The organism is Clostridium sp. CM027 (assembly GCF_024730565.1).
GTDB classification, from domain to species: Bacteria; Bacillota; Clostridia; order Clostridiales; family Clostridiaceae; genus Clostridium_AD; species Clostridium_AD estertheticum_B.
The window spans coordinates 2,852,813-2,871,654 of sequence record NZ_CP077725.1 but is presented as its reverse complement, the minus strand read 5'-3'; the positions used below and the strand labels follow the sequence as shown (position 1 = coordinate 2,871,654).

Below are 18,842 nucleotides of genomic sequence, written 5' to 3'. Positions count from 1 at the left end.
CAAATAAAATAAATTTTAGAAGTACTTAGCGATGTGAACGCATTCCAGTAATATATACTTTTCGTTATAGCATACTCTAAGAAAAAAATTCCCCATGCCCTATTCCTTATTTTCTTTCCATATTAAAAAGGCTATAAGAAATACAGATGCATCTTTAAAGTTCCTAATATCAAAATTTGTTTCTTTCTTAATCTTATCCAATCTATAGATCAGGGTATTCCTATGAACATATATTTTCCTAGCAGCATCACTAATATTAAGACCACAATTTACAAATTGCTCAATAGTTGATATCATTTCACCATCGAAAGCATCGAATTTGTCTTTTAACATATATAAAAGTTCCTGCTTAATTTTTATGTCTATGTTATAGACGATTTTCTCAAACAACATTTTATTATAACTAAATATATGATCTTTTATATCAAATTTTTTCCCTAGCTGCATACATTGAACAGCATCATTATAAGCTTTTTTAAACTCGTTTATATCATAAGCTCTATCTCCATAACTTAGATAACATTTACAATACAAATCAGATGATATGGATTCCTTTATACTTTCTGTATGTTCTTGTATTTCAGCAAAGTCACCAATTACAATAATACTATCATTATATATTAAACTTACAACTGGTTCTTTATCATATATTTGTTTTATTATGTTGAGAGATTCATAATTGCTTCCATCTGAACTTATTAATATGATATAACACCCATCTTTGAGAAAAGGTAAATTGTAATTAATATTATCAATAGAAATTTCTCTATTTTCTAAAATATCAATAACTGCTTGTTCTTTAGTTAAAAAATGCTGGGTATATTTATTTTCAATAACATATTTAAGTAAGAATGTACAATTTTCATACTTCTTCTCTAAACTTATTATGCCTTTAACTCGTCCAAGCATAATAGTAAAGTTAGTTATATTTGAATTTTCAATATTTAAGTCACTAATATATAAAGCAATCCCATCTTCGGTAACTATATCAAATGGTATGTTTGAAGAGTGACTTAAATCCTTCAGGAATTCAGTAAAATTGTACATAGTACGTTTCCCCCTATATTATCGTGTTCTCCGTTTCTTTATCAAATATATGAATTTTATTAGTATCTAAAGCAATCTTAATTTTTTCTCCAACTATAGCTTTGGACGATCCATTTACTCTAGCTACAATACTTGTATTTCCTTTTGACAAATAAATATTAGTCTCCGCACCCATAAGCTCCGTAACGTCAACTTTGGCTTCTATAACTGAATTTTTATTTTTTTCAATAAAGTCAATACCGTCATCAATATCTTCTGGTCTAATTCCCATTATAACAATTTTGCCTATATAGTCTTTTTCTTTTACAGCTTCTGCCTTATCCTTCGGTAATATTATAGTTTCATTATCGAAAGAAAGCACAACTTCACCATCTTTTTCTAAAACCTTAGCTTCCATAAAGTTCATTTGAGGACTTCCTATAAACCCAGCAACAAACATATTAACTGGATGTTCATATATGTTATGAGGAGTATCTACTTGTTGCACTAATCCATCTTTCATTACAACTATTCTTGTCCCCATAGTCATAGCTTCTGTTTGATCATGCGTTACGTATACAAAAGTTGTTTGAAGTTTATGATGGAGTTTTGCTATTTCTGTTCTCATTTGAACTCTAAGTTTAGCATCTAAATTCGATAGTGGCTCGTCCATTAAGAATACCTTTGGACTTCTTACTATAGCTCGTCCAAGCGCTACTCTTTGCCTTTGTCCACCTGACAATGCCTTTGGTTTTCTATCAAGCAAATGTTCTATATCAAGGGTTTTAGCTACATCAGTAACCTTTTGTTTTATTTGATCCTTTGGCATTTTTCTTAATTTTAATCCAAATGCCATGTTATCATATACAGTCATATGAGGGTACAATGCATAGTTTTGGAAAACCATTGCTATATCTCTATCTTTGGGTGCCACATCATTTACTAATTTATCTCCAATATATATTTCCCCTTGTGATATTTCTTCAAGACCTGCTATCATTCTCAAAGTTGTTGATTTACCACAACCAGATGGTCCTACAAAAACTATAAATTCTTTATCTTCTATTTCAAGATTAAAATCTTTAACCGCTGTTACATTCCCTGTATAAACCTTGTATATGTGTCTTAATGATAAATTTGACATAATATATACCCCCCCTATATGTTTCTATATATATATATTAAACCTTTAAAAGCTATTTATCTATTTGCAAAACACACAAAAATTGTAAAGTTAATTTGTAGAAAGACACAACTGACCCTTTATTAAATTATCACCTGCGGTGCTGCAACATCTTCACAGAAGATACATTGACGACTTCAGAAGGAGATTTATACTCCCACTGAAGTTTCTCTTTGTTATTGTATGTAACTCCCACTCATAAAAGTGGGAGACTTTCCTTCTGAAATGTCGTCAAAACCTAATCCTTAAAATTTTTCCCTTGATATAAATCTAATTCCTTTAATCTGTTATCTATTCCATTTAAAACTTCCCATTTTTTCAAACTCCACATAGGGCCTATTAGTAACTCCCTTGGTGCGTCGCCTGTTAATCTATGAATAACCATATTAGGTGGAAGCATAGTAATTGACGTACAAATTATATCTATATACTCATCTTGCTGCAAAAACTTCAGCTTTTCTTGTTTGTAAAGGCTAACCATAGGGGTATCTTCCATAAGATGAAGTAGATGCATTTTTATACCCTTTACATTTTTATGTGCCACGTAGTCTATGGTTTTTAGCATGTCCTCCCTACTCTCTCCAGGAAGTCCAAAAATGGTATGCACCACCACATCAATGTTTCTCTTATTAAGCTCACTTAGAGCCTCCTCAAATCTCACTAATTTATATCCCCGATTAATAATTTTTGCGCTTTCATCACTACTAGTTTGAAGCCCTAGTTCTACCCATGTGTATACTCTATTAGAATATTCCTCTATAAGATCTAATACCGCATCGTCTAAACAATCAGGCCTTGTAGCTATAGCAAGAGCCACCACTCCTTCTTGTGATACTGCCTCCTCATATTTTTCTCTTAATACATCGATATTTGCATAAGTATTTGTATAAGCCTGAAAATAAGCAATGTATTTCCCTGTTTTCCATTTTTTATTCATCATAACCTTTATATCTTCAAATTGCTTTGTAATAGAAAAATCCCTATTCCCAGCAAAATCTCCTGAGCCCCTTTCGCTACAAAACAAACACCCTCCACTACTAATAGTCCCATCTCTATTTGGACAAGAAAATCCAGCGTCCAAAGCAATTTTAAAAACCTTATTACCGAACTTGTCCCTTAAAAAATAATTTAAACTGTGATATCTTTTGTCACTCCATATTTTCTGCACTAATATCATCCTTTCTTTATTTAAAGACCATTTAAATAAACTAACTAGTCGCAAGACTAGTTAGTTATTTGAAGATTCAAGCCCTATATCAATTATACCTTATAGTCTGTGAACAGTGCATTATTTATAATTTATCTACGGTAAAAGTCTTTAAATCAAGTTTCCATTTACCAATTATATCTGCTTCCGAACTGTTAACATTTGGTTTAGGCATTACTTCATAAGTCATAGTATCCTCACCAAAAGAAGAAAATACAATTTGAACTTTTTCTACAGGATAGTCTTTTTCAAAATTAACAGGAATCATATCTCCATTATCTACATTATAAACCCTAATATATTTGCCCGTTTTTTCCTTATTATACTGTACAAGCAAAAATTTTTCATCTAAGGAGAAGGTCATAAATTCTACTTTACAATCAAGCAATAAATCTATTGAAATTAATTCCTTTCCAATTGGTTTTTCCTTGGCTACTTCACCCGATCCTCCACCTTGCGGGGACTCCTCAGTTGGATTTGTAGCACTTCCCTGAACTGCTAGAGATTGATCAATGTTAACAATACCAATAAATGAGTTTTTGTTATAAGTACTAACTGCAAGTTTATCTCCTTCATAACTAAAATTTATAGAGCTGAATTCTTTTGTAGGCACCACTACTTTATATAATCGTGCTCCATCATCTTTCGAATATACATATTTAGGAAACCCCGCTTTATCAATAATTAAATTGGTTTTTACATTTTTTTTATCTCTAAATCTAATACCCATGTCCTCCACAAAAGCTTCATTTTGTGGTGTATTGGTTATTTCGCTTATTTTATATTCAGCCCCATCTTTAATAATTCTGATAGAATATTCATCAAGGCATGACTGAGAGCTATCCATCGATGTTCTTGTAACTCTAACCTTAAAAACCCCACTTCTACCAACTTCATTACTTTCTGTAACTTTATAACCTTTTATCTTCATATCACTAATTGGCATATTAGAAACTTTTTCAGATAATTCCTTACTATATAGTTTTTTACCATTTTCATAATCTTCCTTCATTATAAAATTCATATAACTCTCAACTACATTAGTTGCAGTTTTAATTTCAAAAGCATTAACTTTTGGCTTTTCTTTATTCTCTTTTTTTGAACATGATGTAAAAGACAAAATACAACACGCTATTAATAAACAACTTAAAATTTTTTTCAATTTTTCACTCCCTTTAATCCAATTTTAATTTAATTATGGAAATTATAATTACTTTTATACTTAGGATTTATAAAATCAAATTCATTATGCTAATTATAGTTTCCCTCTAAATAAATTTTTAATTTATAAAATCATCATTTATTATTAAAATCATCATTTATTATTAAACAATGCACATATATTTAGAAAGACAAGCATCTTATTTAAGTATGACTATTAATTTAATAATTTTGTGGGGGAGATTTTTTGAAAAAAACAATTGGTCAAATGTTTCAAATTTCAGCTGTATTTATCGGAACAATAGTCGGTGCAGGCCTTGCTTCCGGTCAGGAAATAACTCAATTTTTCAGTACTTATGGGTATATGAGCTTCTGGGGAATCCTCATATGTGGTTTAATCTATATTTTAATAAGTTCTATTATAATTTCTATTAGCCTAAAACATAAATTAAGCTCCTATACTGAGCTTATAACCCTTATAAGCCCCGGTTTTTTTGGTGTAATTACCGATGTTTTTACAAGTTTTTTCTTAATTAGTGGAGCCGCCATAATATTAGCTGGAAGTGGTGCGCTTCTTCATCAATATTTTGGTGTTTCAAAATGGGTAGGAATTTTACTTATGTCTGTAATCTCTTTATATACCTTACTTAAAGATACCAAAGGATTAATAACAATAAATTCCTTTATAGTACCTGCTCTTACTACAATCATTGTAACTATATTTGTATTGTATTTAGTATTCTACAAAGATATAGTAAGCGCTTCCTATATAAAACAAATCCCCTCTTATAAAACCCAAATTGTCCCTGTCCAATGGTTTTTTTCAGCCGTGCTCTATGCCAGTTATAACATGCTATCCTGTAGTGGTGTTCTAGTCCCAATAAGTCAAGAAATAAAGCATAAACGTATTCTTATTCCCGGAGTTATAATAGGCGCTATAGTTTTAACCATATTATGCTATTTTGTTAATGTGATGCTTTTATTAAACATTCCTCAAATTTTTAAATATGAAATTCCACTTCTATATATTACAAACCGTTTTGGCACATTAATGCAGATTCTTCTGCTTTGTGTAATTTTTTGTGAAATGTTTTCAACTGAAGTTTCTAATATATATAGCGTAGGCAAGACCCTTGAGAAAAAGTTTAATATTTCTTATAAAAAAGCGGTCATATTAATACTTATTATATCTTTGCCTATTTCTCAAATTGGCTTTAAAAATTTAATTAAAGTCCTTTATCCTGGCTTCGGTGCAATAAGTTTTATTTTTTTGATTCAATGTATTCTATTTTATAGAAAAACTTCTAAAAATCAGAATTGACATTATATATATTGCGCTGTACAGTTCTTATATATTCTAAAGATTTAAATTATAAAACAAGGAGATAAAGATGATTAATAAAGGCACTAGAGAATTAGATAGTTCATATTTTTTAAAATTGTTAAAAAAATGCAATTTATGTCCTAGGAAATGTTTTGTTAATAGATTAGGTGGAGAATTAGGCTTTTGTAGAGCTTCTAAGGATGTAAAAATAGCTAAAGCTTCCCTGCATCACTGGGAAGAGCCCTGTATTTCTGGCGTAAATGGCTCTGGAACTGTATTCTTTTCCAATTGTAATCTGAAATGTGTATTTTGTCAGAATAATAAGATAAGCCATGAAGATGCTGGGAAAACGGTATCTATCTATCGCCTTAGTGAAATTTTTTTGGAGCAGCAGGAAAGAGGGGCCCTTAATATAAATTTAGTTACCCCTACTCACTATGTACCCCAAATAATAGAAGCCTTGAAACTTGCTAAAAATAAAGGCCTTAATATTCCTATTCTCTATAATTCAAGTGGCTATGAAAATATAGATACCATTAAAATGCTTCGAGGGTTTATTGATGTTTATTTACCAGACTTAAAATATTGTAGCAATAAATATGCTATTAAATATTCAAAAGCGCCTAATTATTTTATTGTAGCTTCTGCCGCTATTACTGAAATGGTTTCGCAAGTAGGAGAAGTCAAATTTGATGCTGATGGTATAATTCAAAAGGGAGTAATCATTAGGCACCTTATGCTACCAGGCTTATTATTTGATTCTAAGAAAATAATAGATTTTATATATAACACCTTTAATGATTCAGTATATATCAGCTTAATGAATCAATATACCCCTATGCAAGTCGCAATTAATTATCCTGAAATAAACAAGAAAGTAAACCCTAATCATTATGATGCTCTAATTGAGTACTGCTTAAACCTAGGCATCACCAAGTGCTTTATTCAAGAAAGCGAAAGCTCATCTTCGACTTTCGTACCTGACTTTGATTTAAGCGGAGTATAATGCTAAAAGGTCCCCATGATTTTAATCATGGGGACCTTTTAGCATATAATCATTCCATATAGGTTGCGCTTTGATCTTTATGAATCATCTCCTGCGGAGCTGGATTAATGACTTCAGAAGGAGATTTATACTCCCACTGAAGTTCTTTCTTTATTACAGTATAGGACTCCCCCCTATAGAAGTGGGAGACTTTCCTTCTGAAATGTCATTAAAATCAAACTTTATATTCTTAAAAGAAAAATACAATACACAAGCGAATATTATGCCTGCAAGCACATCTACAAAATAATGTTGCTTTATAAACATAGTAGATAGAATTATAAAAACAGCTGCAGTAACACAGATCATTTTAATAGATTTACAAACCTTTTCCGATTCATAAATATATAAAGCTACTAACACTGAATTTAAAACATGAATGCTTGGGAAACAGTTATAAGGATTATCAGCCATGTATAAGCTTAAAACCAAATTACTGAAGAAATCCGTTCCTGTTATCATGGGCCTTGGAACACAGGTTGGATAAAAATAATATATTATATAACATGTAATCATACCTATATTTAAAGTTATAAGTAGCTTTAGATACCTTCCTTTATCTACTATACATAGGATAGTCGCAAAAATTGCTATAAATATATACCAAGATATATAAGGTAATATAAAAAATTTATTAAAGGGGATGAGCTTATCTACAAAAGTAAATAGGTCGTTAGTATCTCCTCTATATTGATTTAACATTGGATATGTCATACTTATTAATGGTATACTTAGTCCCAGTAGGCCTCTTTTAATAATATCCTTCCATTCTTGTAGCGCTACCTTCTTTTGTAGTTGTTCCATTTTATCTCCTCCTTCCCTCCTTAATAAAAGCTATATTTTATACCTTAAACTCTACTCTATCTAACCTTGCAATTATCTTTATATCATTATGTTTAACTGTATCAGTTCTTAATGAAACTCTATTGCTTATTAACAATATTTTATTACTATCTAATTTTTTTATTTGTCTTAACACTCTTTCTCCATTGTAATCCACTAGCGAAATAGCATTATTTTCTATTTCATGTGTCAAATGAGCAAAAGCAATGTCCCCACTACAAATTCTAAACCCAAGCATATCGTCATTCTCTATTTCTAAAAACAATACTTTATCTTGAGCATATCCTTCTACTTTATTTGATATTATTGGCATTTGTTTTACACCTATTGCTTTAGCTAAATCATATTTATAAATAGAAACATCTTTTAACACTGAGCTAAACGCATCATTCCATACCTCGTTTACTTTTCCCACGCTAGGTCTTTCGAGCTTTGGTTTTCTTTCTTCTACATACTCAGCGGCTTGAAATGATACAGATGTATCTTCAATTTCTTCCCCTAAGATTTTAGAGATTTTTTCTAAAAATTTCTCATTTATAATCTTTTTTCCCATTTCAACTTCATTAATAAAATTTTCAGAAACTCCGATTTTTTTACCTAATTGTTTTTGACTTATCGCTTTTGATTCTCTTACCTCTTTAATTCTATCTCCTACTCTGCTCATAATTCTCCACCTTTCCAGTTGAATAATTTTCCGTAAAATATAAATCTCCTGCTATCTTGCAGAAGATTTATATTTTGTGCCACATGCCTTATTCCATTTTTCTATAGGCTTCTCTTTCTTCAATTAGATGTTGCATAAGATAATTAACCGTCCAGTTTATAGATGTTGGTGTTACAGCGGCTAGTATTGTATTACTGCTTTTAATTTGCCTTATACTATCAATTAAATCATACAGTTCCTTATCTTTATAACTATTAAATAGAAGTAATTTTTCGTGGGGTAGCTCGATTTTATTTTTTTCACTTTCTATATTCTCTAATACTTCTTTAATTGTTACATTGCCCATATTTTTCTCAATTACTTTGCAAGGTAACATATTTTGTTTTGATAGTAAACTATTAAGTTTTTCTTCTTCATCCTCGTTTAGTCCATATGCAAGGATAAGTTTTTCATTAATAAGCTCCACAATATATACCCCCTACAATTTAATATTTTTATTACATTTTTTCTGGCTGATCGTACTCAATTCCTAAAGTATCAACGCTCATGCTTTTTATTCTTTGCACCTTACGTGGCATATCTCTAAAATCTCTTTCTACCTTAGCTATTTCTAAAGCATGCTCCATACCCTCAGTTACTTTTCCAAAAGCTGCATAACTTCCATCTAAATGATAAGAATTAGCTACCATAACAAAAAACTGGCTTCCTGCTGAATCTGAATCATTAGATCTAGCCATTGATAGAACACCAACTGAATGCTTTAAATCATTTTTAAATTTATTAGAAGAAAACTCACCTTTTATTGAATAATCTGGTCCACCAACACCTGTTCCCTCAGGGCAGCCACCTTGAATCATAAATCCTGGAATTACCCTATGAAAAGTAAGTCCGTTATAAAACCCCTTGTTTATAAGACTTATAAAATTATTTACCGTGTTAGGTGCAACTTCTGGGAACAATTCAGCCTTTATTACTTTTCCATTTTCCATATTAATTGTTACTATTGGATTCATATATTTATCTCTCCTTCTATTATGTATTCATTATAAATTATATCACATTTTATGTTATTTACTAATTTTTATATATAAGCCGTATATTTAGTAATCTAAAAAAATAACTAGTAACTTCCCTAGTTATTTTTTTAGATGATGCGCCTTGCAAAAAGTTAAATAACTTGATGACCGACACTTATTTGCAAAATCATTTTTTCTTGAGGGTTCTCTAATTTTATATGAATGTTACCTCCAGGAAGTATTATTAGAAAATGTTCATCTAGCATGTCTACCTCTCGATTTTTTTCAATATTTACTGTATCTATTTCTAAGTTTCCGTAAGCCTCCGCTATATTGTATTCATATCCAATGTTTAAACTACCAAAGTTAGTTATATTTTCTAACTGTTTATCCTCATTTGCAATGATTAAATGTGCGATATTTTTATTTTCTTCGGATTTACATACTAGATGATTTATAATACATAAACAATCACTTTGAACTGGATTATTGATAATTATACAATTAATTTTTTTTGCTTCTTCAATTTCCATATTAAATATATCCTGACCTATATGGTGTTCATTATTATTTTTTAATTGAAATACTCTGATTTTATCACCTTATTTCTGTTGTTCTTTGTATAGTTTAGTCTATTCTTATAGTCATGATATTGCTATACTTAATTAAAATAAAATATGTAACATCTTCATGTTTTTTAGTCACAAATACACATTATATTAAATAATATATTATTAAGTCTATGCATTAAATTCAGACTGCCCCATAAAAAGGAGGAATATTATGCCTTCCGCACCCAATTTGGACAAAATTAAAGATTCAATAAGCAATAGTTTAGATATTATATCAAACAAGTCTGAATATTTTATTGAAATATCAAAACTTAAATATAAAATCCATTCTGAAGAGAACAGTATGGAAGATCTCTACAAAGATATAGGAAAGGAACTGTACGCAATTTTTAAAACTAATAATCACATTGATGACTCCCTTTTAGATTATTGTAAGACATTAAAAAAAATAGAAGCCCGAATAAAAAATCTAGAAAAAAAGCTCAATAAAATTGATAATAAAAAATAAATAAAAAAGTATATATTACTATTAATGCATTCATTTCGCTATGAACTACTAATTTCAATGCATTATACGTAATATATACTTTGTTTTGCGCATGAAAATATTTGTTATTTATTTTAACGTACCCTGTTATGTAATTACATCCATGCCTTCATCATGTAGTTTATTTAAATGTCTTATCTCTACAAAAATAAACACGGCTGTTATAATTGAAGCTAATGCATCTGAACTAGGTCCCGATAACCATACACCATCTAATCCAAAGAACCTTGGCAGAATAAATAGTAATGGTATGAGGAGTATTACTTGTCTGCTTAATCCTAAAAATATGGATATTTTAGCTTTACCTATAGCTTGGAAGTAGTTCGAACTAACTATTTGAAATCCTATTATAGGGAGCATAAACAGGTATATTCTAATGCCATGGCTACCTATTACTATTAGTTCTGGATCTTTATTAAACAAACTTATAATTTGTTTTGGAAATACCTGTATAATTATAAATCCAGTTGTAGTAATAGTTGTAGCTGCGATTATTGCTAATCTTAGGGCATGTTTTACTCGTCCATAGTTTTTTGATCCATAATTGTATCCGATAATTGGTTGACACCCTTGGTTAATTCCAAAAGTAGGCATTAACACCATCATCACCACACTCATAATAACTCCCATGGCTCCGAGTGCCATGTCCCCACCATATTTAACTAAACTTCTATTAGAAATAATAGACACTATGCTTGCAGCAAGTTGCATTGAAAATGGCGACATACCTATAGCAAAAATGCTTTTTACAACCTTAACATCTAATTTTAAATTTTTATAGCGTATTTTTAGCACACTATTCCCACCAAAGAAATAGGATAATACCCATATCATACTTACAGCCTGAGAAAGAATAGTTGCAATAGCTGCACCTCTAGTTCCCATATGAAAAACAAAAATGAAAATTGGATCTAAAATTGTATTTAATACTCCCCCAATCAACATTGTAACCATAGCTGCTCGCGGATTACCCTCAGACCTTATTATATTATTCAGTCCAAATCCTACACTTTGAAATATTCCGCCTATAAGTATTATTGTTATGTATTCCTTAGCATATGGCAATATATCTTTACTCGCTCCAATTTTAAGTAACAGGGGTTCTAAAAATATAAGCCCTAAAATAGTTACTACAATTGAAAGTATAATAAGAAGAGTAAAGGCATTTCCTAAGATATGTTCTGCCTCTTCTTTTTTTTGTTGTCCAAGTTTAATAGATATAAGTGCGGCACTTCCAATTCCCACAAGCATTGCAAACGCCATAATCATAATAGCAATAGGAAATGTAACTGTAACTCCTGATAGTGCAAGTTTTCCTATTCCTCTTCCTATAAATATTCTATCTACAACATTATATAAACCATTAACTAGCATCCCTATAATGGCAGGAATTGAAAACTTCATAAGTAATTTACCTATATTTTCCTCTCCTAATTGTTTTGAGCTATCCAAAAAATCTCCTCCTCGTATGTATAATTATATAATCTTATCACAAAAGCTATCATTAATACAAAAAAGTATATAATATTACAAGTTAGTTTAACGATATTTTAGAATAAAAGTCCTCCTCTTCTATAAGATGGAGTTACGGACTATAACAAATAAAAAACTTCAGAAGGAGTATAAATCTCCTTCTGAAGTCGTCGATGCATTATCTCCGTACCCCTTTAATTTAATTTAATTATAAATTTGCAACCTTTATCTATATCGCGCCCTAAATATATACTTCCTCCATGCTTTTCAATTATTGCCTTTGATATTGCAAGTCCAAGTCCTGTACCACCATTTTTAGAGTTTCTTGTAGAGTCTACCCTAACAAAAGGCTCAAAAATATCTCCTTCAAATTCCTTAGATATTCCTACTCCATCATCTTCAATAATAATTACAGCCGTGCCATCATCTATTAACAGCTTGATACTAATAGTAATCCCTGGACCATTGTATTTAATACTATTTAGTATAATGTTACTTATAGCTCTATCTAAATTTTTTCTATCAAACGGTATTTCAACTTCATCTTCGGTAATATCAAATTCATATTGAACACCTTTTTGCTCCATCATTGGTACATACCCGGCAATAAGTTCTCTTAAAAACTCGCCTACATCATGATTTCCTATATCTAATTTATATTCCGTACTTTCAACACGAGAAAATTCAAAAAGATCTTGAATTAAGTCATTTGCTCGTCTACTATTATTATTAATAACTTTTAATAACTTATTTTTATCTTCTGATGAGATATCCTCATTTTCTAATAAGAATTCTGAATACCCCAATATACTTGTTAATGGATTTTTTAAATCATGAGATATATCAAGAATCATCCTCTTCCTGTTATGTTCCGCTTTTTTCTTTAGTAGCTTTTCTTGCTGTATTTTTTCAGCCATTAGATTAAAAGCATCTTTTAGTTGACCTATTTCATTCAAAGAATTAATTTCAACTCTCGCTGAATATTCTCCATTTTTTATAGTATTAACCCCTTGTAATAGTTTTTTTAATGGTTTAACAAAAATCCTTGATGTGAGTTTAGAATAAAGTACCATTGTAGATATTAAAAATATAAATATTATAAAGGGGAATATATTTAAAAAAATATGTCTTGTGTTTTTAGGTTTAGCGGCTTCTTCTATTTGATCTTTATGTTCAAGCCCCCAGGTATATGCGTCAAAAATACTGTCAGGCATAGCAGTTATTAAAATAAAGTCTTTATTTTCTCCATATTTACTAGAATAAAAATAACCATCTTTTAAATTATTAGTAATCATATCATTATAATAATCTAGTGAGTACTTAAATCCTGCTTTATGGTTACTTCCATTTTCCATCACAATAACTAGGTTTTTATCAAGCACTTCAACATATCCCTTATGTTTTATAAAATTCGTTACATTAATATCCTTATAATTTTGTTTTATCATATACTGTGCTGTAGCCTTATCCGTTGATGGATCAACATAATCAATAGAAATGTAAAAAAATAAAGCACCCATGGCTAGCATAAATATTGCAATTATAATAACCAAAAATAAAATGTAATTTTTAAACAATTGAGTTTCCATCTTCTTACTTTTAAAATATGTTGCTATCTTTTTTAATTTATTTCTATTAATCATGGTTCTTCTCCATTTTATATCCTATACCTCTTATTGTTTTTAAATATTTAGGATTTTTAGGGTCGTCTTCAATTTTTTCTCTAATATGGCTTATATGCACCATAATAGTATTAGAATCTCCATAATATGTATTACCCCAAACTATTTCATATAACTGTTTTTTGGTGTATACCTTTCCTGGATTCTCTAAAATAAACCCAAGTAGCCTATATTCCTTTGGATTTAAAACTATCTCTATATTGTTTTTATAAATAATACAACTTTCCTTGTCTAGCATCAACTCTCCAATTATTATTCCAGTTTTATAAGTTTTATTAGAATATTTATAATACCGTCGTAGCTGAGCCTTAACTCGTGCAATTATTTCAATGGGACTAAAAGGTTTTAATACATAATCATCAGCCCCTAGTCCAAGACCAAGGATTTTATCCGACTCTTCTTCTCTTGCAGTAATAAAAATCACCGGTATTTCGCTAGTTTCCCTAATCTTTTTTAAAACCTTAAATCCATCAATTTTCGGAATCATAACATCAAGTAGTGCAATATCTATATCTTTATTTTCAAATATATTTAAAGCTTGCATACCATCTTCTGCTGTGAATATTTGATATCCTTCTTTTGATAAATGAATCTCTAGCAATTCTCTAATATCCTGTTCATCTTCTACAATTAGAATATTCATCATATATCTCCCCCCAGCTTATATACATTGTACCTCTAAACTGCACTTTAACTCAAATAAAAAAAGAAAAAAGTATATATTACTGGTGCTTGCTCAAATGCATTTTCCATAATATATACCTTTCTCAGCCTGCTAAAATAATGTAAATCATATAATTTCTAAAGAAAAAAGAATAGAGGGTATTCCCCCTCTATTCTTTACTTTATTAAATCATCTCCTGCGGAGCTGCAATATTAACGACTTCAGAAGGAGATTTATACTCCCACTGAAGTTTTCTATTTGTTAGGGTATGTAACTCCCACTTATATATGTGGGAGACTTTCCTTCTGAAATGTCGTTAAAATCTTGTCGTACCGTCTTTCGTAACAATACCTTTGATTAATGACTTAGCTATTATTTTTTCTTGTACTATTTCATACGCATCTAATACCATTTTTACAGATAATTTTTGTTTTTCAACACTACTTGCATAAACAGTTGCAATAGCCTCACCCTTGTTTACAAAATCTCCGATTTTCTTATGAAGAACAATTCCCACTGATAAATCTATTTTGCTTTCTTTAGTTTCACGCCCAGCCCCTAAAACTAAAGCAGCCTTTCCTATGTCGTCAGCTTTTATTCCTTTCACATAGCCTTCATGGATTGATATAATGGGCTCTATAATAGCTGGCACTGGGAATATAGATGGATCGTCTACGTAAGCTGGATTTCCACCTTGTGATACTACAAGTTCTCTTAATTTCTGGATACCTTTTCCTGATTTTATAATATCCACAAGCACTTTTCTCGCCTGCTGCGCGTCCGTTGCTTTTCCTCCTAATACAAGCATATGTGCTCCTAAGGTTAAACAAAGTTCTGTAAGATCTTCTGGACCTTCACCTTTTAATGTATCTATAGCTTCTTTTACTTCTAAAGCATTACCAACTGCGTAACCTAATGGTTGGTCCATATCAGTTATTACACCAATAGTATTCCTACCTACATTAGTTCCTATATCAACCATCTCTCTTGCAAGTTCAAAGGCATCATCCTCATTTTTCATAAATGCACCACTACCTGTTTTTACATCGAGTACTATGGCATCTGCTCCAGAAGCTATTTTTTTACTCATTATACTTCCTGCAATTAAAGACATATTATCAACAGTCCCGGTAACATCACGAAGTGCATATATTTTCTTGTCTGCTGGTGCTAAATCAGCAGTTTGACCACCTATAGCAATTTTGGCTTTGTTTACATTTTGCATAAACTTTTCAATTGACATGGCAACTGAGAAGCCTTCAAAAGATTCTAGCTTGTCAATAGTTCCACCAGTATGTCCGAGTCCTCTTCCTGACATCTTAGCAACTGGCACGCCTGCTGCTGCAACAATAGGCCCAAGAATTAAAGTAGTTGTATCACCTACACCACCAGTACTATGCTTATCAACCTTTACACCTTCAATAGACGATAAATCAATAGTTTCACCACTATTCACCATTGCCATTGTTAAATCTTTAGTTTCTCTCTTATTCATTTTTTGAAAGTATATAGCCATAAGCAATGCTGAAACTTGATAATCCGGGATAGTTCCATCTGTATATCCGCCAACAAAAAAATTAATTTCTTCTGTAGTAAGTTCGTTGCCATTTCTTTTTTTTATTATTAAATCATTCATTCTCATACTAATCACCCCTAATTATTCATTTTAAATATATTTATATGTCTTCAAATTTAATAATTATAATTTGACTATTTAAATCCCTGGACTATTGCTATAGAACTACTAGCTCCTACTCTACTAGCGCCTGCTTCAATAACAGCTTTTGCATCTTCAGCTGTCCTTACTGCTCCAGACGCTTTAACTCCCATTTCTGGTCCTACAGTCTCTCTCATTAATTTTACATCATGAATTGTTGCTCCACCTGTTGAAAATCCTGTTGAAGTTTTTACGAAGTCCGCTCCAGCTTCTTTAGCTATTTGACATACCCTAACTTTTTGTGCATCTGTTAAAAGACAAGTTTCTATTATTACCTTTACTAGTGCGTATCCTTTACAAGCACCAACTACTGCTTTAATTTCATCTTTTACTACATCAAACTTGTTTGATTTTATAGCACCAACATTAACTACCATATCTATTTCCTGCGCACCATTTTCAATTGCTTGTTTTGCTTCAAATGCTTTAACTTCTTTTGTTGTAGCTCCCAGTGGAAAACCAACAACGATACAAGTTTTTACGTTACTTCCTTCTAATTCTTTTCTTACAAGTGATGCGTAATATGCATTAGCACATACTGAAGCAAATCCGTATTCTTTAGCTTCAGAACAAACTTTTATAATTTGGTCCTCGCAGGCTTCTTGTTTTAATAGTGTATGGTCTATATATTGTTCTATTTTCATATTAATCTTCTCCTTTATTTTTTATAAAATTATTTCCTATATACCTTTCTGATCCTTTTAAGAGAATCTCTGGCAAAATAGTTACTCTTTTAATTTCGGTAGGCTTGTTACTATTTAAATTTTCTAATAACATTCTCATACCAATTCTGCCAAGTTCAATAGATGGCCCATTAATAAAACTAATGTCCATCCCTATTATATTTAACATATCAAGCTTATCAAACCCAATAATCGCCATATCACGCGGTACATCTATTTTTTCTTCATAAAAAGCTTTTATGCATCCCAAAATCATGGTATTACTACTTACAAAAATAGCAGTAGGTCTATTATCCATTTTCAATATTTGCTTTGTGATTTCATAAGCAGTTTCATATTTGTAGTCACCATAAAAAATATATTCCTTTGCTACAGGAATATTATTAGCTTCTAATGCTTTTTCATATCCTAGCAATCGTTCTTTTGCAGGTCTAGAATTCATATTTCCTGTAATTATAGCAATTTTTGTGTGACCTGCTTCTATTAAAGTAGTTGTTCCAGCATAAGCCCCTTTTATATGATCTATAAAAACTCCACTAAAATCAAGATACTCAACATGCCCATCAATTAAAATTATTGGAATTTCTAAGCTTTTAAGAGCATTTAAGTTTTCACTATTACCTGAATCTTTGTAGAACGTTGGAGTTATAAGGAGTCCTTGAATCCTTTGCTGCTTAAGAACATTAATAGCTTTTAGTTCCTTATCTTTATTCTCATCAGTATCACAAAGAATTATATTTAGATTATGTTCATCCGCAATTTCAGTTACACCTTTAATAATCTCCCCAAAAAACAAATTGTTTATATCAGGAACTATAACTCCAATAGTATTAGTTTTACTTTTGGATAGGCTTCTAGCTATAGCACTAGGTGTATAATTTAGATCTTTTATTACCTTTTGAACTTTTTTTCTTGTTTCATCTTTTACATAACCTGAATTGTTTAACACTCTTGACACTGTTGCATGTGATACTTTAGACTTTTGCGCAATATCACTTATTGTCACTGTCATTTTAGCCATCCTCACTTTCAGGAAAACGATTGTAAAATTCTAAATAAACACCCTTAAGACTCAATTTTCTGAAATATGTTACCGCTTTCACATTTAGTATACTGCAAGGTTATGTAAATTTCAATAGGATTTATTCGACATTTTTATGAATTTTATAACTCTATGTTTGTCTTTCAAAACATGTAGTCACCATTTGAAATATGTCAGAAATAAATAAGATGTACTTTTGGTACACAAAACAAACGCCTAAGGACTATTTCAAAAAGTATACTTTATGAAATAGTCCTTAATCCACCTTTTGGATGCTGCATGTAAAAATATAACAGGCATGCCAGTATTAAATAATATGATGGAAAGGAATAGGCAATAAAGAAATTCAGAATCTCATTCTCACCATGAATAAATAATATAATATACAAGGTAATCCGATGGCAGATAGTATTGTGATTGCAGTATGTACTTTTTTCTCATCTCGTAATATACACAATAAAAACTTATACCCTAAAATACCAATCAATCCACCCAAACAATTTAGAAATATATCATCAATGTCTGATGCTCCAATGCCTAAAAGCCCCTGAATGATTTCAACAAACAAACTCACTATAAATATAAACAACAAATTGGTTATTACTCTTTTATCATTTTTGAATAATGACAAATATGTACCAAGTGGAATAAAAATAACTATATTGCCACCCACATTACCAAAAGCAAATGCTTTTATATTCGCAGAACTGCCAGATATATATTGCATTATACTATAAAAAGGAATGAGATTGATTGACCTATGCTCCAAATGCGAAATTCTTGATAACAACAATATTTTACTTAATAAAAGTATGTAACAAATGAAAACACCATATAAAAAGACTGTTTTAATTCTCTCTCGTTTATTCATAATACCTCCATTTATTCCTCTATTGATTTATTTAATGGTGCATGGAATCTAATCGATATGATGTTCTGTACACTAAAATAAGCGGACTATTAGATATTAAAAAAGCTACGAAAGATTAATAA

The 18,842-nt window shown here is 30.6% G+C and carries 19 protein-coding genes; 3 read left to right on the top strand and 16 right to left on the bottom strand.

Annotated elements, in window-relative coordinates; genetic code table 11:
- Positions 1-99: 99 nt before the first annotated feature.
- The 4 genes from KTC92_RS13580 to KTC92_RS13565 form a co-directional block, all read right to left on the bottom strand.
- The gene (locus tag KTC92_RS13580; RefSeq protein ID WP_220286270.1) at positions 100-1,047 is read right to left on the bottom strand and encodes a CdaR family transcriptional regulator; all 948 of its coding nucleotides are present in this window, start codon (positions 1,045-1,047) and stop codon (positions 100-102) included.
- 13 nt (positions 1,048-1,060) lie between these two features.
- The gene (locus tag KTC92_RS13575) at positions 1,061-2,170 is read right to left on the bottom strand and encodes an ABC transporter ATP-binding protein (RefSeq protein ID WP_216303773.1); all 1,110 of its coding nucleotides are present in this window, start codon (positions 2,168-2,170) and stop codon (positions 1,061-1,063) included.
- Between the two features lie 277 nt (positions 2,171-2,447).
- Positions 2,448-3,386: a TIGR01212 family radical SAM protein gene (locus KTC92_RS13570; RefSeq protein ID WP_258875988.1), complete on the bottom strand. Its 939-nt coding sequence runs from the start codon at positions 3,384-3,386 to the stop codon at positions 2,448-2,450.
- 115 nt (positions 3,387-3,501) lie between these two features.
- Complete coding sequence (locus KTC92_RS13565) at positions 3,502-4,578, bottom strand: hypothetical protein (RefSeq protein WP_216303771.1); 1,077 nt, start codon at positions 4,576-4,578, stop codon at positions 3,502-3,504.
- Positions 4,579-4,845: 267 nt separating this feature from the next.
- Here KTC92_RS13565 and KTC92_RS13560 point away from each other — a divergent pair, with 267 nt between their 5' ends.
- Entirely contained in the window at positions 4,846-5,898 is a 1,053-nt protein-coding gene (locus tag KTC92_RS13560; RefSeq protein ID WP_220286288.1) for a transporter, read from the top strand.
- Between the two features lie 70 nt (positions 5,899-5,968).
- On the top strand, positions 5,969-6,907 hold the full coding sequence (locus KTC92_RS13555; protein WP_220286268.1) for a radical SAM protein: 939 nt from the start codon (positions 5,969-5,971) through the stop codon (positions 6,905-6,907).
- A 153-nt stretch (positions 6,908-7,060) separates the two neighbouring features.
- Here KTC92_RS13555 and KTC92_RS13550 read toward each other — a convergent pair whose 3' ends face one another.
- The 5 genes from KTC92_RS13550 to KTC92_RS13530 form a co-directional block, all read right to left on the bottom strand.
- Positions 7,061-7,750: a phosphatase PAP2 family protein gene (locus KTC92_RS13550; RefSeq protein WP_216303770.1), complete on the bottom strand. Its 690-nt coding sequence runs from the start codon at positions 7,748-7,750 to the stop codon at positions 7,061-7,063.
- 37 nt (positions 7,751-7,787) lie between these two features.
- Positions 7,788-8,453 (bottom strand): S24 family peptidase, encoded by a 666-nt coding sequence (locus KTC92_RS13545; protein WP_216303769.1) that lies wholly within the window; start codon positions 8,451-8,453, stop codon positions 7,788-7,790.
- Between the two features lie 88 nt (positions 8,454-8,541).
- Entirely contained in the window at positions 8,542-8,919 is a 378-nt protein-coding gene (locus tag KTC92_RS13540; RefSeq protein WP_216303768.1) for a DUF3783 domain-containing protein, read from the bottom strand.
- Positions 8,920-8,950: 31 nt separating this feature from the next.
- Complete coding sequence (locus KTC92_RS13535; protein WP_216303767.1) at positions 8,951-9,466, bottom strand: peptidylprolyl isomerase; 516 nt, start codon at positions 9,464-9,466, stop codon at positions 8,951-8,953.
- Between the two features lie 155 nt (positions 9,467-9,621).
- Positions 9,622-10,002, bottom strand: coding sequence for a hypothetical protein (locus tag KTC92_RS13530; RefSeq protein WP_220286267.1), 381 nt, complete (start codon positions 10,000-10,002; stop codon positions 9,622-9,624).
- Between the two features lie 250 nt (positions 10,003-10,252).
- Between KTC92_RS13530 and KTC92_RS13525 the strand changes: the two genes are divergently transcribed.
- Positions 10,253-10,549 (top strand): zinc ribbon domain-containing protein, encoded by a 297-nt coding sequence (locus tag KTC92_RS13525; protein WP_165412371.1) that lies wholly within the window; start codon positions 10,253-10,255, stop codon positions 10,547-10,549.
- Between the two features lie 126 nt (positions 10,550-10,675).
- On the opposite strand, the gene KTC92_RS13520 is transcribed toward KTC92_RS13525, so the two are convergent.
- From KTC92_RS13520 to KTC92_RS13490, 7 genes are all read right to left on the bottom strand, one after another.
- Positions 10,676-12,040 (bottom strand): MATE family efflux transporter, encoded by a 1,365-nt coding sequence (locus tag KTC92_RS13520; RefSeq protein ID WP_220286266.1) that lies wholly within the window; start codon positions 12,038-12,040, stop codon positions 10,676-10,678.
- Between the two features lie 215 nt (positions 12,041-12,255).
- Positions 12,256-13,704: a HAMP domain-containing sensor histidine kinase gene (locus KTC92_RS13515; RefSeq protein ID WP_220286265.1), complete on the bottom strand. Its 1,449-nt coding sequence runs from the start codon at positions 13,702-13,704 to the stop codon at positions 12,256-12,258.
- The gene (locus tag KTC92_RS13510) at positions 13,697-14,386 is read right to left on the bottom strand and encodes a response regulator transcription factor (protein WP_216303795.1); all 690 of its coding nucleotides are present in this window, start codon (positions 14,384-14,386) and stop codon (positions 13,697-13,699) included. The genes KTC92_RS13515 and KTC92_RS13510 overlap by 8 nt, the downstream gene beginning before the upstream one ends.
- A gap of 337 nt (positions 14,387-14,723) precedes the next feature.
- On the bottom strand, positions 14,724-16,049 hold the full coding sequence (locus KTC92_RS13505) for a pyrimidine-nucleoside phosphorylase (RefSeq protein WP_216302050.1): 1,326 nt from the start codon (positions 16,047-16,049) through the stop codon (positions 14,724-14,726).
- A 68-nt stretch (positions 16,050-16,117) separates the two neighbouring features.
- Positions 16,118-16,768, bottom strand: coding sequence for a deoxyribose-phosphate aldolase (gene deoC / locus KTC92_RS13500; protein WP_216302051.1), 651 nt, complete (start codon positions 16,766-16,768; stop codon positions 16,118-16,120).
- A gap of 1 nt (position 16,769) precedes the next feature.
- Positions 16,770-17,819 (bottom strand): LacI family DNA-binding transcriptional regulator, encoded by a 1,050-nt coding sequence (locus KTC92_RS13495; RefSeq protein WP_220286264.1) that lies wholly within the window; start codon positions 17,817-17,819, stop codon positions 16,770-16,772.
- A gap of 376 nt (positions 17,820-18,195) precedes the next feature.
- Positions 18,196-18,720, bottom strand: a complete 525-nt coding sequence (locus KTC92_RS13490) for a VanZ family protein (RefSeq protein WP_220286263.1) — start codon at positions 18,718-18,720, stop codon at positions 18,196-18,198.
- Between the last annotated feature and the right edge of the window lie 122 nt (positions 18,721-18,842).